The organism is Microvirga pakistanensis (genome assembly GCF_004458765.1).
Lineage (GTDB): Bacteria > Pseudomonadota > Alphaproteobacteria > Rhizobiales > Beijerinckiaceae > Microvirga > Microvirga pakistanensis.
Map to the genome: position 1 here is coordinate 91,151 of NZ_SPJX01000108.1, position 14,478 is coordinate 105,628.

Annotated in this window: 12 protein-coding genes and 1 pseudogene; 10 read left to right on the forward strand and 3 right to left on the reverse strand. The window is 61.0% G+C overall.

All coding sequences use genetic code 11. From position 1 onward, the window contains the following. Positions 1–5 precede the first annotated feature (5 nt). On the reverse strand, positions 6–2,939 hold the full coding sequence (locus E4K09_RS03510; protein ID WP_134495239.1) for a PAS domain S-box protein: 2,934 nt from the start codon (positions 2,937–2,939) through the stop codon (positions 6–8). Positions 2,940–3,447: 508 nt separating this feature from the next. On the opposite strand from E4K09_RS03510, the gene E4K09_RS03515 reads away from it, so the two are divergent. Together E4K09_RS03515 and E4K09_RS03520 are read left to right on the forward strand one after the other, a co-directional pair. Next, entirely contained in the window at positions 3,448–4,089 is a 642-nt protein-coding gene (locus E4K09_RS03515) for a TetR/AcrR family transcriptional regulator (protein ID WP_134495240.1), read from the forward strand. After that, positions 4,079–4,531, forward strand: a complete 453-nt coding sequence (locus E4K09_RS03520) for a cupin domain-containing protein (protein ID WP_134495241.1) — start codon at positions 4,079–4,081, stop codon at positions 4,529–4,531. The genes E4K09_RS03515 and E4K09_RS03520 overlap by 11 nt, the downstream gene beginning before the upstream one ends. Positions 4,532–4,988: 457 nt before the next feature. On the opposite strand, the pseudogene E4K09_RS03525 reads toward E4K09_RS03520, so the two are convergent. Continuing rightward, positions 4,989–5,207: pseudogene (locus tag E4K09_RS03525) on the reverse strand (site-specific integrase); the annotation flags it as partial. On the opposite strand from E4K09_RS03525, the gene E4K09_RS03530 reads away from it, so the two are divergent. Beyond that, positions 5,164–5,343 (forward strand): hypothetical protein, encoded by a 180-nt coding sequence (locus E4K09_RS03530; RefSeq protein WP_134495242.1) that lies wholly within the window; start codon positions 5,164–5,166, stop codon positions 5,341–5,343. The pseudogene E4K09_RS03525 and the gene E4K09_RS03530 overlap by 44 nt on opposite strands. Positions 5,344–5,726: 383 nt before the next feature. On the opposite strand, the gene hisD is transcribed toward E4K09_RS03530, so the two are convergent. Beyond that, entirely contained in the window at positions 5,727–7,010 is a 1,284-nt protein-coding gene (gene hisD, locus E4K09_RS03535; RefSeq protein ID WP_134495243.1) for a histidinol dehydrogenase, read from the reverse strand. A gap of 164 nt (positions 7,011–7,174) precedes the next feature. Between hisD and E4K09_RS03540 the strand changes: the two genes are divergently transcribed. The 7 genes from E4K09_RS03540 to E4K09_RS03570 all read left to right on the forward strand — a co-directional run bounded on the left by E4K09_RS03540 (position 7,175) and on the right by E4K09_RS03570 (position 14,443). Next, the gene (locus tag E4K09_RS03540) at positions 7,175–7,723 is read left to right on the forward strand and encodes a cupin domain-containing protein (protein WP_134495244.1); all 549 of its coding nucleotides are present in this window, start codon (positions 7,175–7,177) and stop codon (positions 7,721–7,723) included. A 152-nt stretch (positions 7,724–7,875) separates the two neighbouring features. Beyond that, positions 7,876–8,913, forward strand: coding sequence for an ABC transporter substrate-binding protein (locus E4K09_RS03545; RefSeq protein WP_134495346.1), 1,038 nt, complete (start codon positions 7,876–7,878; stop codon positions 8,911–8,913). A gap of 155 nt (positions 8,914–9,068) precedes the next feature. After that, positions 9,069–10,133: an ABC transporter ATP-binding protein gene (locus E4K09_RS03550; RefSeq protein WP_134495245.1), complete on the forward strand. Its 1,065-nt coding sequence runs from the start codon at positions 9,069–9,071 to the stop codon at positions 10,131–10,133. Beyond that, positions 10,130–11,317 carry an ABC transporter permease gene (locus E4K09_RS03555; RefSeq protein WP_134495246.1) on the forward strand — a complete coding sequence of 396 codons (1,188 nt, stop codon included), beginning with the start codon at positions 10,130–10,132 and terminating at the stop codon, positions 11,315–11,317. Before E4K09_RS03550 ends, E4K09_RS03555 begins: the two co-directional genes overlap by 4 nt. Before the next feature lie 4 nt (positions 11,318–11,321). Further along, the gene (locus E4K09_RS03560; RefSeq protein WP_134495247.1) at positions 11,322–12,116 is read left to right on the forward strand and encodes an ABC transporter permease; all 795 of its coding nucleotides are present in this window, start codon (positions 11,322–11,324) and stop codon (positions 12,114–12,116) included. Between the two features lie 102 nt (positions 12,117–12,218). Beyond that, positions 12,219–13,607: an aspartate aminotransferase family protein gene (locus E4K09_RS03565; RefSeq protein WP_134495248.1), complete on the forward strand. Its 1,389-nt coding sequence runs from the start codon at positions 12,219–12,221 to the stop codon at positions 13,605–13,607. Positions 13,608–14,005: 398 nt separating this feature from the next. Continuing rightward, positions 14,006–14,443, forward strand: a complete 438-nt coding sequence (locus E4K09_RS03570) for a hypothetical protein (RefSeq protein WP_134495249.1) — start codon at positions 14,006–14,008, stop codon at positions 14,441–14,443. The last annotated feature ends 35 nt before the right edge of the window (positions 14,444–14,478 follow it).

Genomic DNA, 14,478 nt, shown 5'->3' on the forward strand with positions numbered 1-14,478 from the left:
CGTCCTCAGTTCACTCTGGCCGACCACACCCCGATGAACGGCAAAACGGCTTCGGCAGCCATCGGCCTTCCAAAGAAGTATCCCTGGCCTAGATCGCACCCGTGGTCCCGCAGAAAGGCAGCTTGTGCCGACGTCTCGATGCCCTCGGCAACCACCGTGATGTCCAGGCTCTGGCCAAGATCCACGACGGCTTTGACAATCGCCGCATTGCTGGATTCCTCCTCAAGGCTGCCAACGAATGACTGATCGAGTTTCAGGACGTCGACAGGAAACTTCTTCAGGTGCGTCAGAGACGCATAGCCCGTGCCAAAATCGTCAAGAGCGATCTTGATTCCCGCAGCACTCAAGGTCTGCAAGGCGTGCTCCACGTTTGCCGCCTCGCGCCCAACAAACACCGTCTCGGTTACCTCGATCTCAAGGCGACTTGCCGGCAACCCGGCCGACCGAAGTTGATTGAGCACCCGCTCGGCATAGTCGCCACTGAGGAACTCACTGGCTGAGGCGTTGATGGCGATCGTTCCGACATCGAGACCGGCGTCGAGCCAAGAGCGCAAGTCCTTCAGGACAGAGGCAAGCATCCGCTCACCGATGGCGACGCCAAGCTTCGGATCATCGAACGCAGAGGCAAGCGCGCTGGGAGGCTGCGGCCCCAGGCGGGGGTGGCGCCATCGCAACAACGCTTCGAAGCCCGCGATAGCACCGGTGCCGAGCGTGACTTTCGGTTGGTAGAACGGAACGATCCAGTCGAGTTCGATCGCCTTTTGGGCCAGCCGCAGAGCCGAAGCGGCTTGCTGGATTCTTTCCCGGATGGCGGGTTCGAACATCCTGAACAGGCCCGGTCCGGCAGCCTTGCCGCTATAAAGCGCGAGATCCGCCTGTTTCAGAAGCTCATCAGGCTCCGCGCCGGGTCCGGCGGTGATGGCCCCGCCGACACTCGCGCGGTAGTCCCGTCCGATATTGCTTCCGCTCAACGGCTTGCGGACTTGGGCAATGACGTCGCTCGCAACGCGGGCGACGTCCGCCTCATTCGTCACATCAGGCAGTATAATGGCAAACTCGTCCCCGCCGAGGCGGGCTACATCGTCGGGATCTGACGCTGTGGTCTGGAGCCGCTGGGCAAACGCCCTTAGGACAGCGTCCCCCGCATCGTGGCCGAACCGGTCATTGATCTGCTTGAAGTCGTCCAGATCGACGATCAGCAAGCCGACCCTTCGGTGCGATGCAGCAGCCCGGTCGAGCGCTTGCCGGAGCCGCTCCTGGAAAAGTCTCCGGTTGGGCAGACCGGTCAGTGGATCATGATACGCAGCCCAACGGAGGTGCTCCTCCGCAAGCTTCCTGTCATGGATGTCCTCCTCCGTCCCGTACCATCGAACGATAGCGCCGGTCTCGTCACGTCGGGCTGTCGCCCGTGCGCGAAACCAGCGATAGCTCCCGTCAGCCGCGCGCAGGCGGAACTCATCATCAAGCGGCTCGCCCGTGGCGACGGAATGGGCCCACTTCCGCGTTGCCGATTCCAGATCATCGGGATGCACGGCTTTGGCCCAGCCGCCCTCAGCGAGCACCTCCTCGCGGGACAGTCCTGTCAGGGCGAGCCAGCGGGAGCTGATCTCAATGGTTCGCCCGTCTGGGTCCGCAATCCACGGGATCTGCGGGTTCAACTCCACCAGGTAGCGGAAGTTCTCCTGGCTTTCTCGGGACTGCTCTTCGGCCCGTTTCCGTTCTTCGATATCCTGCGCCACGGTGATGGTGGAGATCAGCTTGCCGCTTTCATCGTAAACAAACGAGACATGAACCGTACACCAGGTCGCTGTACCATCCGGCCGGACATATCGTTTCTCGATCTGAAACGGCGTGCCATGCTTCCGGTGTTCCTCCCACACGGCCAGGTTCCGCGGGAAGTCCTCCGGATGAGTAAAATCCTTCATTGGGAGACCATCGAGCTCTTCCCGGGTACGCCCGACAAGATCGCAGAAGCGCTGGTTGACCATCAGCACCTCATTGTTCAAACCCCGATGCAGGATGCCGACCACGGTCTGGCCGAACACGGTCGCAAGTTGGCGTTCCCGCTCCCGAAGCGCTTGCGTGGCCAGCCTGCTCTCGTGGATGTCCTCCAGCGTGCCGTACCAGCGAAGGATGGTGCCATCTTCGCTGTGCCGTGCTGTGGCGCGAGCCCGGAACCAACGGTAGCTACCGTTGGATAGACGCAGTCGGTACTCTGTATCGAACGGATTGCCCGTCGCAACCGACTGCAGCCAGTTCTGCTGCGTCGGCGGTAGATCGTCCGGGTGCAGGGCGGCGATCCACCCGCGGCCGAGCCCTTCCTCCACGGGCATCCCCGTGAGCTCGTGCCAGCGGGACGAGGCACTGATGATGTTCCCGTGCGGATCGGCGATCCAGGGAATCTGGGGATTCAGCTCGACGGAGTGGCGATAGTGCTCTTCGCTTTCGCGCAGCACCGCTTCGGACCGCCGGAGCTCCGTAATGTCGGAAATGACCGCGACGATGAAGAGTTCCTCCCCAGCCGTCCCCGGGAGAGCAACGAGACGCTTGTGGGTGCTAAGGATACGGATGGTACCATCTGCCGCGGTGATGTGCTCTTCAACCTGGCGGTCCTCACCGGTCGAAAATACCTCGTCGTCAAGCGCCCAAAAGGTGTCAGCTTGCTCCTTTGGGACGAAGTCGTGATCCACGCGACCGATCAGTTCCTCAGGGGAGCGTCCGATTAGGACGCATGCCGCGTCGTTCAGAAATACAAAACGATGGGCACGGTCCTTGACGATGACCGGTTGCACAATGCCGTTTAGGATAGCTTCCAAAGTTCCCGCCGCGCTACGGGATTGGATAGAGGCGGGGCTAGTCTTCAACTGCATCTTGTAAAACCTAGATCCGCCGCGGGGCATCACTTCTCCACCGCATCGGTTCAGATCCTTTTCGTCCATTTACCCATTGCTGTAGAGTATACATCTGGAGGCTTGCGGAACAGTTTAATGGTCGACAGACAGCTTGCTAGTGCGCCTGAGGTAAGGTAAGTCGAGTGCTTCGATATAATATTGTTGATCGAATTGCTTCACTATGAATGCAGCAGGTTCGCCAGGACGTTAGCAACTTTTATCCTAGCGCTCTAGGTTAGGGACCCGCCAACGTGAACACTGCTGGATGTGGCTCAACGGTGATCGCCATCAGGTTGCGAAGGTCCGCCGAGAGCCGATACCCATTGAGCAGCGGGATCCTGAAAGTTGACCCGAAGCTCCAACGCGACGGTGGCGGCGCGAATATCTGCGTCGGGTGCGGGAAGGTCGTTCGGTACCTGGACATAGTTCAGAACACCGCCTTCGCCAAATGCCTCACACATCGAATTGAGAAATTTGATGTCACTTGAAGCGACATCAATTGACAGCGGTCGATTTTGATGACACTAACAGTGTCGCGAAATTTTGAGCGAGCCGTATGTCCAGCGTCCGTGCCTACAACAGCCCACTGCGCGAGGAAAAAGCGCATGAGACGCGCGAGGCGATCCTCGCCGCGTTGTTCGAGCTGATGGACTCGGCGAGCACCCCGGACGAAATCAGCACCGAAGCCATCGCCCGGAAAGCCGGGGTACAGCGGCGGACCCTATTCCGCCACTTCGCGACCAAGGACGATCTGCTGGCCGCATTCTGGCCTTGGCTGAACGCCCGGATCGGCGTCTCCGCGACGCCGGAGAGCCTGAATGACGTCGTCGACGGCCCGCGACAGGCCTTCCCGCAGTTCGATAGGCACGAAGCGGCGATCCGCGCCTCCCTGCATTCGCGGACCGGCCGCGAGATGCGGATGGGCATGGTGGCGAACCGGCGCGCCAATTTCGCTCGTGCACTCGCTCCCGCCATCGCTTCCCTCCCGCCCGCCGAGGCCGAGAAGATCGAGGCGCTGGCGCATCTGCTCTACTCGGCCTCGGCATGGGAGGTACTGAAGGACTACGGCGGTCTTACCGGCGCCCAGGCCGGCGAGACCGCGTCCTGGGCGCTCGAGTTGATCCTGTCCGCGATCACCTTGGGCAACTCTCCCGCGGACGCCGCATCGCATATGAAGGAGACCGGCGATGAAGATTGACGTCACCACCCCCGGAGACGGCGAGACCCTCTGGGTTGTCGCCGACCGCATCCGCTTCCTGGGCGGCCTTGCGGGCTCGAACCTCGAACTTATTGAGGTCGAGGTTCCACCAGGCTCCGGTACTCCGCCGCACAGCCATGCTTCGCCCGAACTCATTTACGTGATCGAGGGTGAGCTCACTGTTCGCCATTTTGCCACGGGCGTCCCGCCCGAGGTGACGGTTGCGGGCCCCGGCACCTCAGTGCGCGTCGACCCGAGGGCGCCGCACAACTACTCGAACGACGGCGTCGACCCGGTGCGGATGCTCGTGCTCATTGAGCCTTCCATGATCGCATTCTTCCGCGACATCGGCACGGCCGAGCCGCCGGCGCAGCCCGACTTCGCCCGAATTGGCGCGGCCATGCAGCGTCATGGTATCAAAACGCCGACGATGCCGATCTGAGCTACAGCGCAGCTTCGAGGATTTCAGCAGCTTGAGCGTCGCTGCATTCAGAGACGAGTGGCTCGCAATCATTGGCTGACTGCGGGACCAAGTTCCGTATCCACGCTTCGGCAATGGGGATGCTAGCTCAAGCGCGTCGGGTCAAGTCACATCAAGGCCTCAACGCGACTGTCGAGCGTGACCTAGCGGATTGGGAGAGCGGCCACTGCTTTGGACGATTCAATTGTCTGCGAAGGGTCGACAGTGGACGAGCCATGGAGCAAACCTAAATGGCTGCTCCTGGCGCGCGCCGGTCGTTTGTCCTGTGGCTGCTTAAGCCTCAGGTCCAGACCTTCCCCATAGCAGGCAGTAGCCTCTGAGCGGTCAGATCTCAACCTGCTCCGTAGTCAGGAGGGCATCGTCCGCGTCGATGCCGAGATACCGCACGGTACTCTCGATCTTGGTGTGGCCCTCAATGGACGGGCCGGCCGGTCTTCCTCGGCATGATTGTGGCGCGGGAGCGCACCCGCCCATTGAGGGCCACATCGTCGACCCGGAGCCTGACCAGGTCACAGGCGCGCAGCTTGCTGTCGAGCGCCAGGTTGAACAAGGCCAAGTCCCGGATGCGATGAGAGACTTGGAGCCTGACCCGAATGGACCAGATCTCCTTCGCCTTGAGAGGCGGCTTGGGTCCAATCAGCTTGCCCCGGTTCGAGGGCGAGCTGCGGCGCGCTCAGGGCGCTACGCCGGACGAGGTCGAGGCATATCTGCAAGCCGCGCTCAACATTGCACGTAGCCAGGGGCGAAGTCCTTCGAACTGCGTGCTGCTGTGAATCGGGCGCGGCTTTGGCGAGACCACGGCAAGATGGCCGAAGCGCGATGTCTTCTCGCCCCCATGTACGGGTGGTTTACGGAGGGTCGCGACATGCTGGACCTCTGCGCCGCCAAGGCACTTATGAAAGAGTTGGCTGAGCCTTAGTGTTCATCGTCCTTCATACTTCGTCCTGACTTGCTTGCCTGCAAGATCCGGATCTAGAGCTGGCGCTATGGTCCGCTTCTGGCACGGGGTGAAACTTATCCGGATTTCCGCTTTAGCAGCGTGTGCGAACCTTCATAGGCGACGGCTCAATGGCTTGGGTCGACCTTCTTGAGATTCTCGCAGGCTGGAAGATGCTGACATTGTACTGACTGATGAAATCCGGTGCTGACATCGCCATCAGATCGTCTTCATCCGAATTGCTGCCGCGCGGCGGTGGCCTTCCAAGCCCTCGCTCTGACTTTGCCTGGTCGCCGGTGGCGCAACGGCTGCAACTCCACGCTCGTCCAGCCACTGGTGGGTGCAGATCTTGACATAGGATCCGACCCAGAGCCCGCCCGTATATCGACCCGCTCCCATGGTCGGTAGCGTGTGATTGGTCCCGCAGCACTTGTCGGAGTACACGACACTGGCGAGGGGGCCGATGAAGAGTGAGCCGTAGTTCCGCAGTTTCCGAGCGGTTTCATGAGGATCGGCTGTGTGAACCTGAAGATGCTCGGCGGCAATGAAGTCTGAATAGGCCATCATCGCTTCCTCGTCCTCGCAGAGCACCACCTCGCCGTGATCGCGCCATGCCGGACCGGCGACAGGAGCCGTAGGCAGATCCTGCAATTGCCGCTCGATCTCTGCAAGGGTCGTCTCCGCCAATTTCCGGCTCGTGGTGATGAGGCCCACCCGTGTCCTCACATCGTGCTCGGCCTGCGCGAGAAGATCCACGGCGATCAGCTCTGGATCTCCGGTCTCGTCGGCGACTACGAAGATCTCACTCGGTCCTGCAAGCTGATCGATGCCGACACGCCCGAAGACCTGCCGCTTGGCCTCGTTCACATAGGCATTGCCGGGGCCGACGATCTTATCGACCGCAGGAATGCTATCCGTTCCGAAGGCCATGGCAGCAATCGCCTGCGCGCCGCCCACGCGGAAGATGCGATCAGCGCCGGACAGGTGACAACCGGCGATCATGGCCGGATGCGCCTTTGGGGGCAGGCAGGCGATGACCTCTTCGCATCCGGCGACTTTCGCGGGCACGAGCGTCATGATGGGAGCCGATAGGAGAGGGTAGCGCCCGCCCGGAACATAGGCTCCGATGGTCCGGATAGGAATGACCCGGTGACCCAGATGGAGACCGGGCAGGGCCTCGATGTCGAGAGGAAGGATCGTGCCCAGTTGAGCCTGCGCGAAGGCGCGGACGCGCTCGATAGCGAATTCGGTGTCATGGCGCGTTTGCGGGTCGAGGTTCTCGACAGCCGCGACCCGCTCCTTGTCGCTCACCTCGAAGACCGTGACGTCAGCTTGATCGAACGCCATCGAGTAATCGCGGAGGGCTGCATCCCCCCTGTCGCGGACGGCCGCGAGGATGTCCCTGACGGTTGACTCGATCTCTCCGGTGTCGATTGCGGCATCACGCTTCGGGGCTTTGAGAAAAGTGATTTTGGCGCGGATGCTCGCGGACAGGTTCGACATCGCTTCCTCCCATTGCGTTGGGTCCAGGTTCCTGGATCACGGCATCGGTCTCAAGACAGCTTGGCCGGGTTGTTCAGGATTCTCACCAGGGATAGGATCTGCCAAGGGGCTAGGGCGGGTTCCCCGCAATGGCGAGCAGGACAACTTCATTACGCAGGATTGCTATGCCGAAGATTGGAACACAGTTGCGGGAATTGCGTCGCCGACGCGGACTGGGAGTGCGGGAACTCGCGTTGCGGTCGGGCATCTCGCACTCGTCAATTTCGCTGATCGAGCGTGATCGCATGAGTCCGTCCGTCGACACCTTGAGTGCCATTCTGGACGCGCTGGGAACGACGCTGACGGGGTTCTTCGCCGAGATGAGCGCGGCCGTTCCGTATTCGCCGTTCTACCCGGCTGGTGAGTGGGTGGAGATCGGAAAGGCCCAGACGATCTCCTATCGTGTGCTCGGGATGAACCACCCCAATCGCCAGATCCTGATGCTGCACGAGACCTATGCGACCGGCGCGGATTCCGGCGCCCCCTATGCCCACTCGGCCGAGGAGGCCGGGATCGTCGTCCGTGGCGCGGTCGAGGTGACGGTCGGGGATCAGAGCAGAGTCCTGGGGGAGGGCGACGGCTACTACTTCGATAGCAGATTACCCCATCGTTTCCGTAATGTTTCGGGTGGGCCCAGCACAATCATCAGCGCGGTCACTCCACCCACCTACTGAAGCGTCTCATATGAACGCCGCGGTTTCACAGAATAATAATGGTGACAATTCTCACCAAGGATCGGCCTTGGCAGTCGTCAAATCGCCACGTTATGCTCGGCTTCCCCAGAGGAAAATAACCAACAGAGGGATAGACCATGAATACCGCGAAGATGCTTTCTGTCGCCGGCTGTGTATCCGCCTTGCTCATCGGTTGGAGCGTGCAAGCCGTTCAGGCCCGTGATCTCACGGTGGTTTCCTGGGGCGGAAACTACCAGGATGCCCAGCGCAAAATTTACTTCGAACCTTTCTCGAGAAAAGCGGGCAAGCCTGTACTTGAGGAGAGTTGGGATGGCGGCATCGGCGTACTGGCTGCCAAGGTTAAAGCCGGCACGCCCAATTGGGATGTGGTCCAGGTCGAGGCAGAGGAGCTGGCACTTGGTTGCGCTGACGGCTTCTACGAGAAGATCGACTGGAGCAAGCTGGGTGGCAAGGACAAGTTCCTCCCGGCTGCCGTGGACGACTGCGGAGTCGGTGCCATCGTGTGGTCCACGGCGCTGAGTTACGACGCCAACCGCCTCAAGGAGGCGCCGAAGTCATGGGCGGATTTCTGGGACGTCAACAAGTTCCCGGGCAAGCGCGGCTTTCGGCGTGGACCCAAATATGCCCTCGAGTTCGCCCTGATGGCCGACGGCGTCCCACCCGCCGACGTCTACAAGATGCTGGCAACGCCGGAAGGCATTGATCGCGCATTCAAGAAGCTCGATCAGCTGAAGCCGCACATCGTCTGGTGGGAATCCGGCGCCCAGCCTCTGCAGCTCCTCGCCTCCGGCGAGGTGGTGATGACGACGGCGTATAACGGGCGTATCTCGGGCATCAACAAGACCGAGGGCAAGAACTTCAAAGTCGTCTGGCCTGGCAGCTTGTATGCCATCGACAGCTGGGTGATTCTCAAGGACAGCCCCAACAAGGAGCAGGCGATGGATTTCATCGCCTTCGTGAGCCAGCCTGAGAACCAGGTGAAGCTGCCAGAGTATATTGCCTACGGCCTGCCGAACAAGGATGCCGCGGCGAAGGTGCCGGCCGATCTGCAGAAGGACCTGCCGACAGCGCCGGAAAACCTCTCGGGTGCCGTTGCGCTCGATGCCGATTTCTGGATCGACAACATCGAGGAGCTGAACAAGCGCTTCAATGCTTGGCTGGCTCAGTAACGGCAGCGTGATCTCTTGAAACGGAGACAGCGGTGTGGGCCTCCTCGCGCTGTCTCCAGACCGGAAGCGTTCAAACCGTACCGGCTTCGACCCAATGAGGCGTGCCACGCGGCGGCCTTGCCTGGAACAGCCGGAGCCGGAGAGAGCAGAGAGATATGCAGCCGTTCATTCAGTTCGAGTCCGTTTCGAAGAGCTTCGGCTCGATGACCGTGATCGACTCACTCGATCTGACCATTCACAAAGGCGAGTTCCTCAGCCTTCTGGGTCCCTCCGGCTCGGGCAAGACGACGATCCTGATGATGCTCGCAGGTTTCGAGCGGCCGACCCGGGGAACGATCACGCTCGACGGCATGCGTATTGACCAGCTGCCGCCCCACCGCCGCGAGATGGGCGTGGTGTTTCAGAACTATGCCCTTTTCCCTCACATGACTGTGGCCGAGAACGTCGCTTTTCCCCTGGAGATGAAGAGACTGCCCCGGCATGAGATCGCACGGAAGGTCGCGCGTGCCCTCGACATGGTTCGTCTGGGCTCTCTGAAGAACCGCCGGCCCTCTCAGCTATCGGGCGGGCAGCAACAGCGTGTCGCGCTGACGAGGGCCCTCGTGTTCGAGCCTAGGGTGATCCTGATGGACGAGCCCCTTGGTGCGCTCGACAAGCAACTGCGGGAGCATATGCAGCTGGAAATCCGTGAACTCCATAAGCGACTTGGCCTGACAATCGTGTTCGTGACCCACGATCAGTCCGAGGCCCTGACCATGTCCGACCGGATCGCCGTATTCAACGCGGGCAAGATCGAGCAAATCGACAGCCCCCATGCGATTTACGATACACCCCGCACGCGTTTCGTCGCGCAATTCATCGGCGAGACCAATCTGATCGAAGCCGATGTCGTGAACGTCCAGAACGGGCACGCAACCATCGCCCTGGGCGCAGACCTCGCCGCCAAGGTGCGAAGCGGACCTGAACTGCAGGCGGGGCAGAAGGCCCTGTTTTCATTGCGCCCGGAGCGGATGCGGCTCGGAGCAGAGCCCGCCGGTGACAATTCGCTCGGCATGACGATTACCGATTGTATTTACCATGGCGATCACATGCGGGTGCAGTTGGCGAGGGGAAACTTCACCTTCACGGCACGATGTGAGCGTCTTGCGGGCGATTGGACCGTTGGAACCCAGGTGGTCGTGTCGTTCGACCCTCGGGATTGTACGGTGCTTACCTCATGAGCAGAGCATCCGCACGCGAGCGAATGGGCGCATTGCTGCTGATCGTGCCGCTTCTGGCTTTCCTTGCGGTGTTTTTCCTCTGGCCTCTCTGGACGATGGTGAGGGCTTCTGTCGTCGACAACACGGTCAGCCGGGTCCTGCCGCGTACGGCTGCGGCCATCGTCTCCTGGGACGGGCAAGGGCTCCCTCCCGCGCAGGTCCACAAGGCGTTGATTGAGGACCTCCGACAAGCCGAGGACCAGCAGGCATTGGGGGAGACGGTCCGGCGGCTCAACAGCGCCGTATCGGGCTTTCGAACCCTTCTGACCCGCACGACGAACGCCGTCCGGGATGAGACGAACTCAGGAGCAATCGATCTGGGGGATCTCGATCGACGCTGGAAGGAGCCCCGCTTCTGGCTGGCGCTCAGGGAGGCGGTCCCTCCTTATACGGACCGCAATCTCCTTGCCGCCGTCGACATGAAGCGAGATGCGGGCGGGGCCATCGTCAGCGAGGATCCCGGTGCATCGGCCAACCGCCTGATCATGTTCCGCACGTTCCTGGTGGCTGCGATCGTGACTCTGGCATGCGCGACGATCGGATTGCCGTATGCAATGCTGGCTGCCGCTGTTACCGGCTGGAAGCGCACGGTGCTCCTGCTGGCAGTCCTCGTCCCGTTATGGACATCGTTGCTGGTGCGTACCACAGCCTGGTTCGTCCTCCTGCAGAACGAAGGGCTGATCAATGGAGCCTTGCAGGTCTTGGGAATCACCGACGGACCATTGCCGCTGATCTTCAACCGGGTCGGCGTCGTGATCGCCATGACGCATGTGCTGCTGCCGTTCATGGTGCTGCCGATCTACAGCGTCCTCCTGTCCGTTCCGCGCAACCTGATGCAGGCGGCGGCATCAATGGGGGCAGGGCCTTTGCGGGCCTTCTGGCGCGTGCTGCTTCCACTCAGCCTACCCGGCCTGATGTCGGGCTCGCTCCTGGTCTACATGGTGGCCATCGGTTACTACATCACGCCGGCCCTCGTGGGCGGGGCCAACGACCAAATGATTAGTTCCGTCATTGCGTTCTACGCCCTGGGGACGGCCAATTGGGGACTCGCCGGAGCGCTGGGGGTGATCCTGCTCCTGGTGACGATGATCCTCTACTTCATCTATGGGCGGCTCTCGAAGTCTCCCCAATTGCTGGGGGCATGAGCCAATGTTCCGGACAGCTCAAACCTTTTTCGGCCTCCTGGTTGTCACGTTTCTGCTCATGCCAATCGTCGCGATCCTGCCACTGGCCTTCACGTCCAGTGTCTTTCTCACATATCCCATCGAGGAATATTCCCTCCGGTGGTTCGTGGAGCTGACGACAGCGGATGCGTGGCGCTTGTCGATCATGAACAGCCTCATCATCGGCCTGGGAGCGACGCTCCTCTCGACGGTCCTGGGAACGTTGGCTGCATTGGGCCTGCGGACGAAGGCTCTGCCTTTCGCGAACCTGCTGAGAACGATGTTCCTCCTTCCCATGGTTGTGCCCGCTGTGGTGCTGGGCGTGGGCATGCAGATGCTCTTCGTGAATCTTGGTGTTGCCAGCACCTATCCGGGCGTCATCATCGCCCATGCGGTTCTGTGCGTTCCCTTCGTGATCGTGAGCGTCTCCGCATCGCTTCAGGGGATCGACCCCTCGGTCGAGAAGGCGGCCAGCAGCCTCGGCGCCTCGCCCGTCAAGGTCTTTCGCCGGGTGACGCTTCCGCTGGCGCTCCCAGGCATTATCTCCGGTGCCGTCTTTGCGTTTGCGACCTCGCTTGACGAAGTCGTCATCACCCTCTTCGTGGCTGGCCCCAATCAGAGAACCCTGGCCCGGCAGATGTTTTCGAGCATTCGGGAGAACATCAGTCCGACCGTCGTCGCGGCGGCCTTGCTGCTCATCATAGGAACGCTTTGTCTCGGAGGGCTGGCCGCTCTGCTGCGGTGGCGCCAGGAGCGGATTGCCCTCCGGGCCGCCCCATGAGCTACTTCCCGAATGCCGCGACACCTCTTGCATGACAGGAAAGCCAGTCCAAACCCTCTCAGACCAACACGATCTCAGAACATTAGAAGGATAGAGAAGATCATGCGTGGATATCCGAACTCGATCTCCGCCCGCGATATGGAGTACGTGCTCCATCCCGTCACCAATGCCCGCAAGCACGAGGAGATCGGGCCGATCGTGATCGATCGCGGTGAAGGAGTTTACGTCTACGACGACCAAGGCAACCGGTATATCGAGGCACTGGCTGGACTGTGGAGCGTGGCGGTCGGCTTTGGAGAAAGGCGTCTTGTCGAGGCTGCCAGCCGTCAGATGGCGAAGCTGCCCTATTACCACACCTTCTCCCACAAGACGAATGAGCCTTCCGTTCTGCTGGCCGAGAGGCTGGTGAAGATGACGCCAGACCGTCTCAAACGTGCCTTCTTTACGAACTCGGGCTCCGAAGCGAATGACAGCGTCATCAAGATGGTGTGGTACTACAACAACGCACGAGGGCTGCGGCAGAAGAAAAAATTCATCGCCCGCACCAATGCCTATCATGGAATTACACTTGCCTCAGGCAGTCTGACGGGGCTGCCGGCGAACCAGCGCGATTTCGACCTTCCGTTCGTGCCGGTGCGGCATGTCACATGCCCGCACTACTATCGGTATGCGGAGCCGGATGAGAGCGAGGAGGCCTTCGCCAGCCGTCTCGCAGCGGAACTCGAGGCGGCAATCCTGGAGGAGGGGCCTGATACGGTGGCGGCGTTCATCGGCGAGCCGCTGATGGGGGCCGGCGGGGTCCTGCCGCCGCCTGCGACTTACTGGGAGAAAATCCAGGAGGTTTGCCGGCGGTATGACGTCTTGATCGTCGCTGACGAGGTAATCAATGGCTTCGGCCGCCTGGGGACGATGTTCGCCTGCGACTACTACGGAATCGATCCGGACATTCTGGTGCTCTCAAAGCAGATCACTTCGTCCTACCAGCCCCTTGCGGCGGTGATGATCAGCCAGGAGCTTTACGACGGCATCGCTGACAACTCCGCCAGAATCGGCACGTTCGGCCATGGCTTCACCACGTCCGGCCATCCGGTGCCGGCGGCGGTGGCGCTCGAAAACCTCGACATCATCGAGGAGAAGAACCTCGTCGAGAATGCGCGGCGTGTTGGAGAGGTGATGCAGGCGGAGCTCCGCACTCTGGCGGATCACCCGCTGGTGGGCGAAGTTCGCGGTGTCGGGCTGATCGCAGCCGTGGAGTTGGTCGCCGACAAGGAAACAAAGGCGAAGTTCGACCCTGTCGGAAAAGTTGGAGCCCAGGTATTCTCGCGTGCTCATGAAAACGGATTGATCATCCGGGCCATCGGCGATGTTATCGCATTCTGCCCGCCTCTGATCATCACAGCAGACCAAGTCCGCGATATGGTGCAGCGCTTTAAGGCCACTCTTGACGATACGGCTGTATTGCTCCGGGAGGAGGATGTGACTGCCTTGTGATCACAAGACGAGCCATTCGCTGCGCTGCCAGTTCCCGGATGATGGAGGAGAAACGTACTTCTCCTCCATTTCTGCGCTCTGGTCGATCATAGGAATTCGGATATTGCCGTTTTTCACATCCATGACCGGCAGCGCTCGCTTTGCTTTGATTGTGACGCCATATCCATTGTCGACACGGAACTGAAGTCGAGAGAACTTCAGGAATTCGGCAGTGAGCAGACCTACATAACCCTTAGCTCAGTGGCTAAGGTTGACCCGAGGCGGCCATCCGACCATAGGCATGCGGTGGATCCGCCTATAGCGCGCCATCTCCGCGCGTCCTCTCGCCCTTGTCCCCGGTGCGGAGGGGCTTGGGACCTGCTATAGTCAAACCCAATGCCCCGCGGAGGCTGCTATGGATGCGGCTGCGCGTATCGAGCGCCGATCCCACAGCGGCCTCCTTCGCCGACGGCATGACCGATGAGATTACCTCCAAGCTGACCCGCTTTCGCAATCTCCACGTGATCGCGCGCAAGACGATGTCTCGCTACAAGGACAAGCCTGTGGATGCCCGTGACCTGGCGGGCGACCTCGGCCTTACTTACGTGCTCGAGGGAACGGTGCGGCTGTCACCGGATGCGGTGAGGATTACGGTGGAGCTGGTGAACGCCAAGGGCGCCCGCCAGATCTGGTCCGACAGCTATGACCGACCACTGACGGCAGAGGCTGTCATCGCGGTCCAGGACGACGTCGCTGCCAGGATCGTCAGTGCCATTGGCACGACCCATGGCGGAGCAATCATCCAGGAGCAGTGGAAAGCGTCGCTGGGCAAGCCACCGAAGGAGCTCTCATCCTAGCAATGCGTCGTCGCGGCGCATGCGTTCTTCAACAG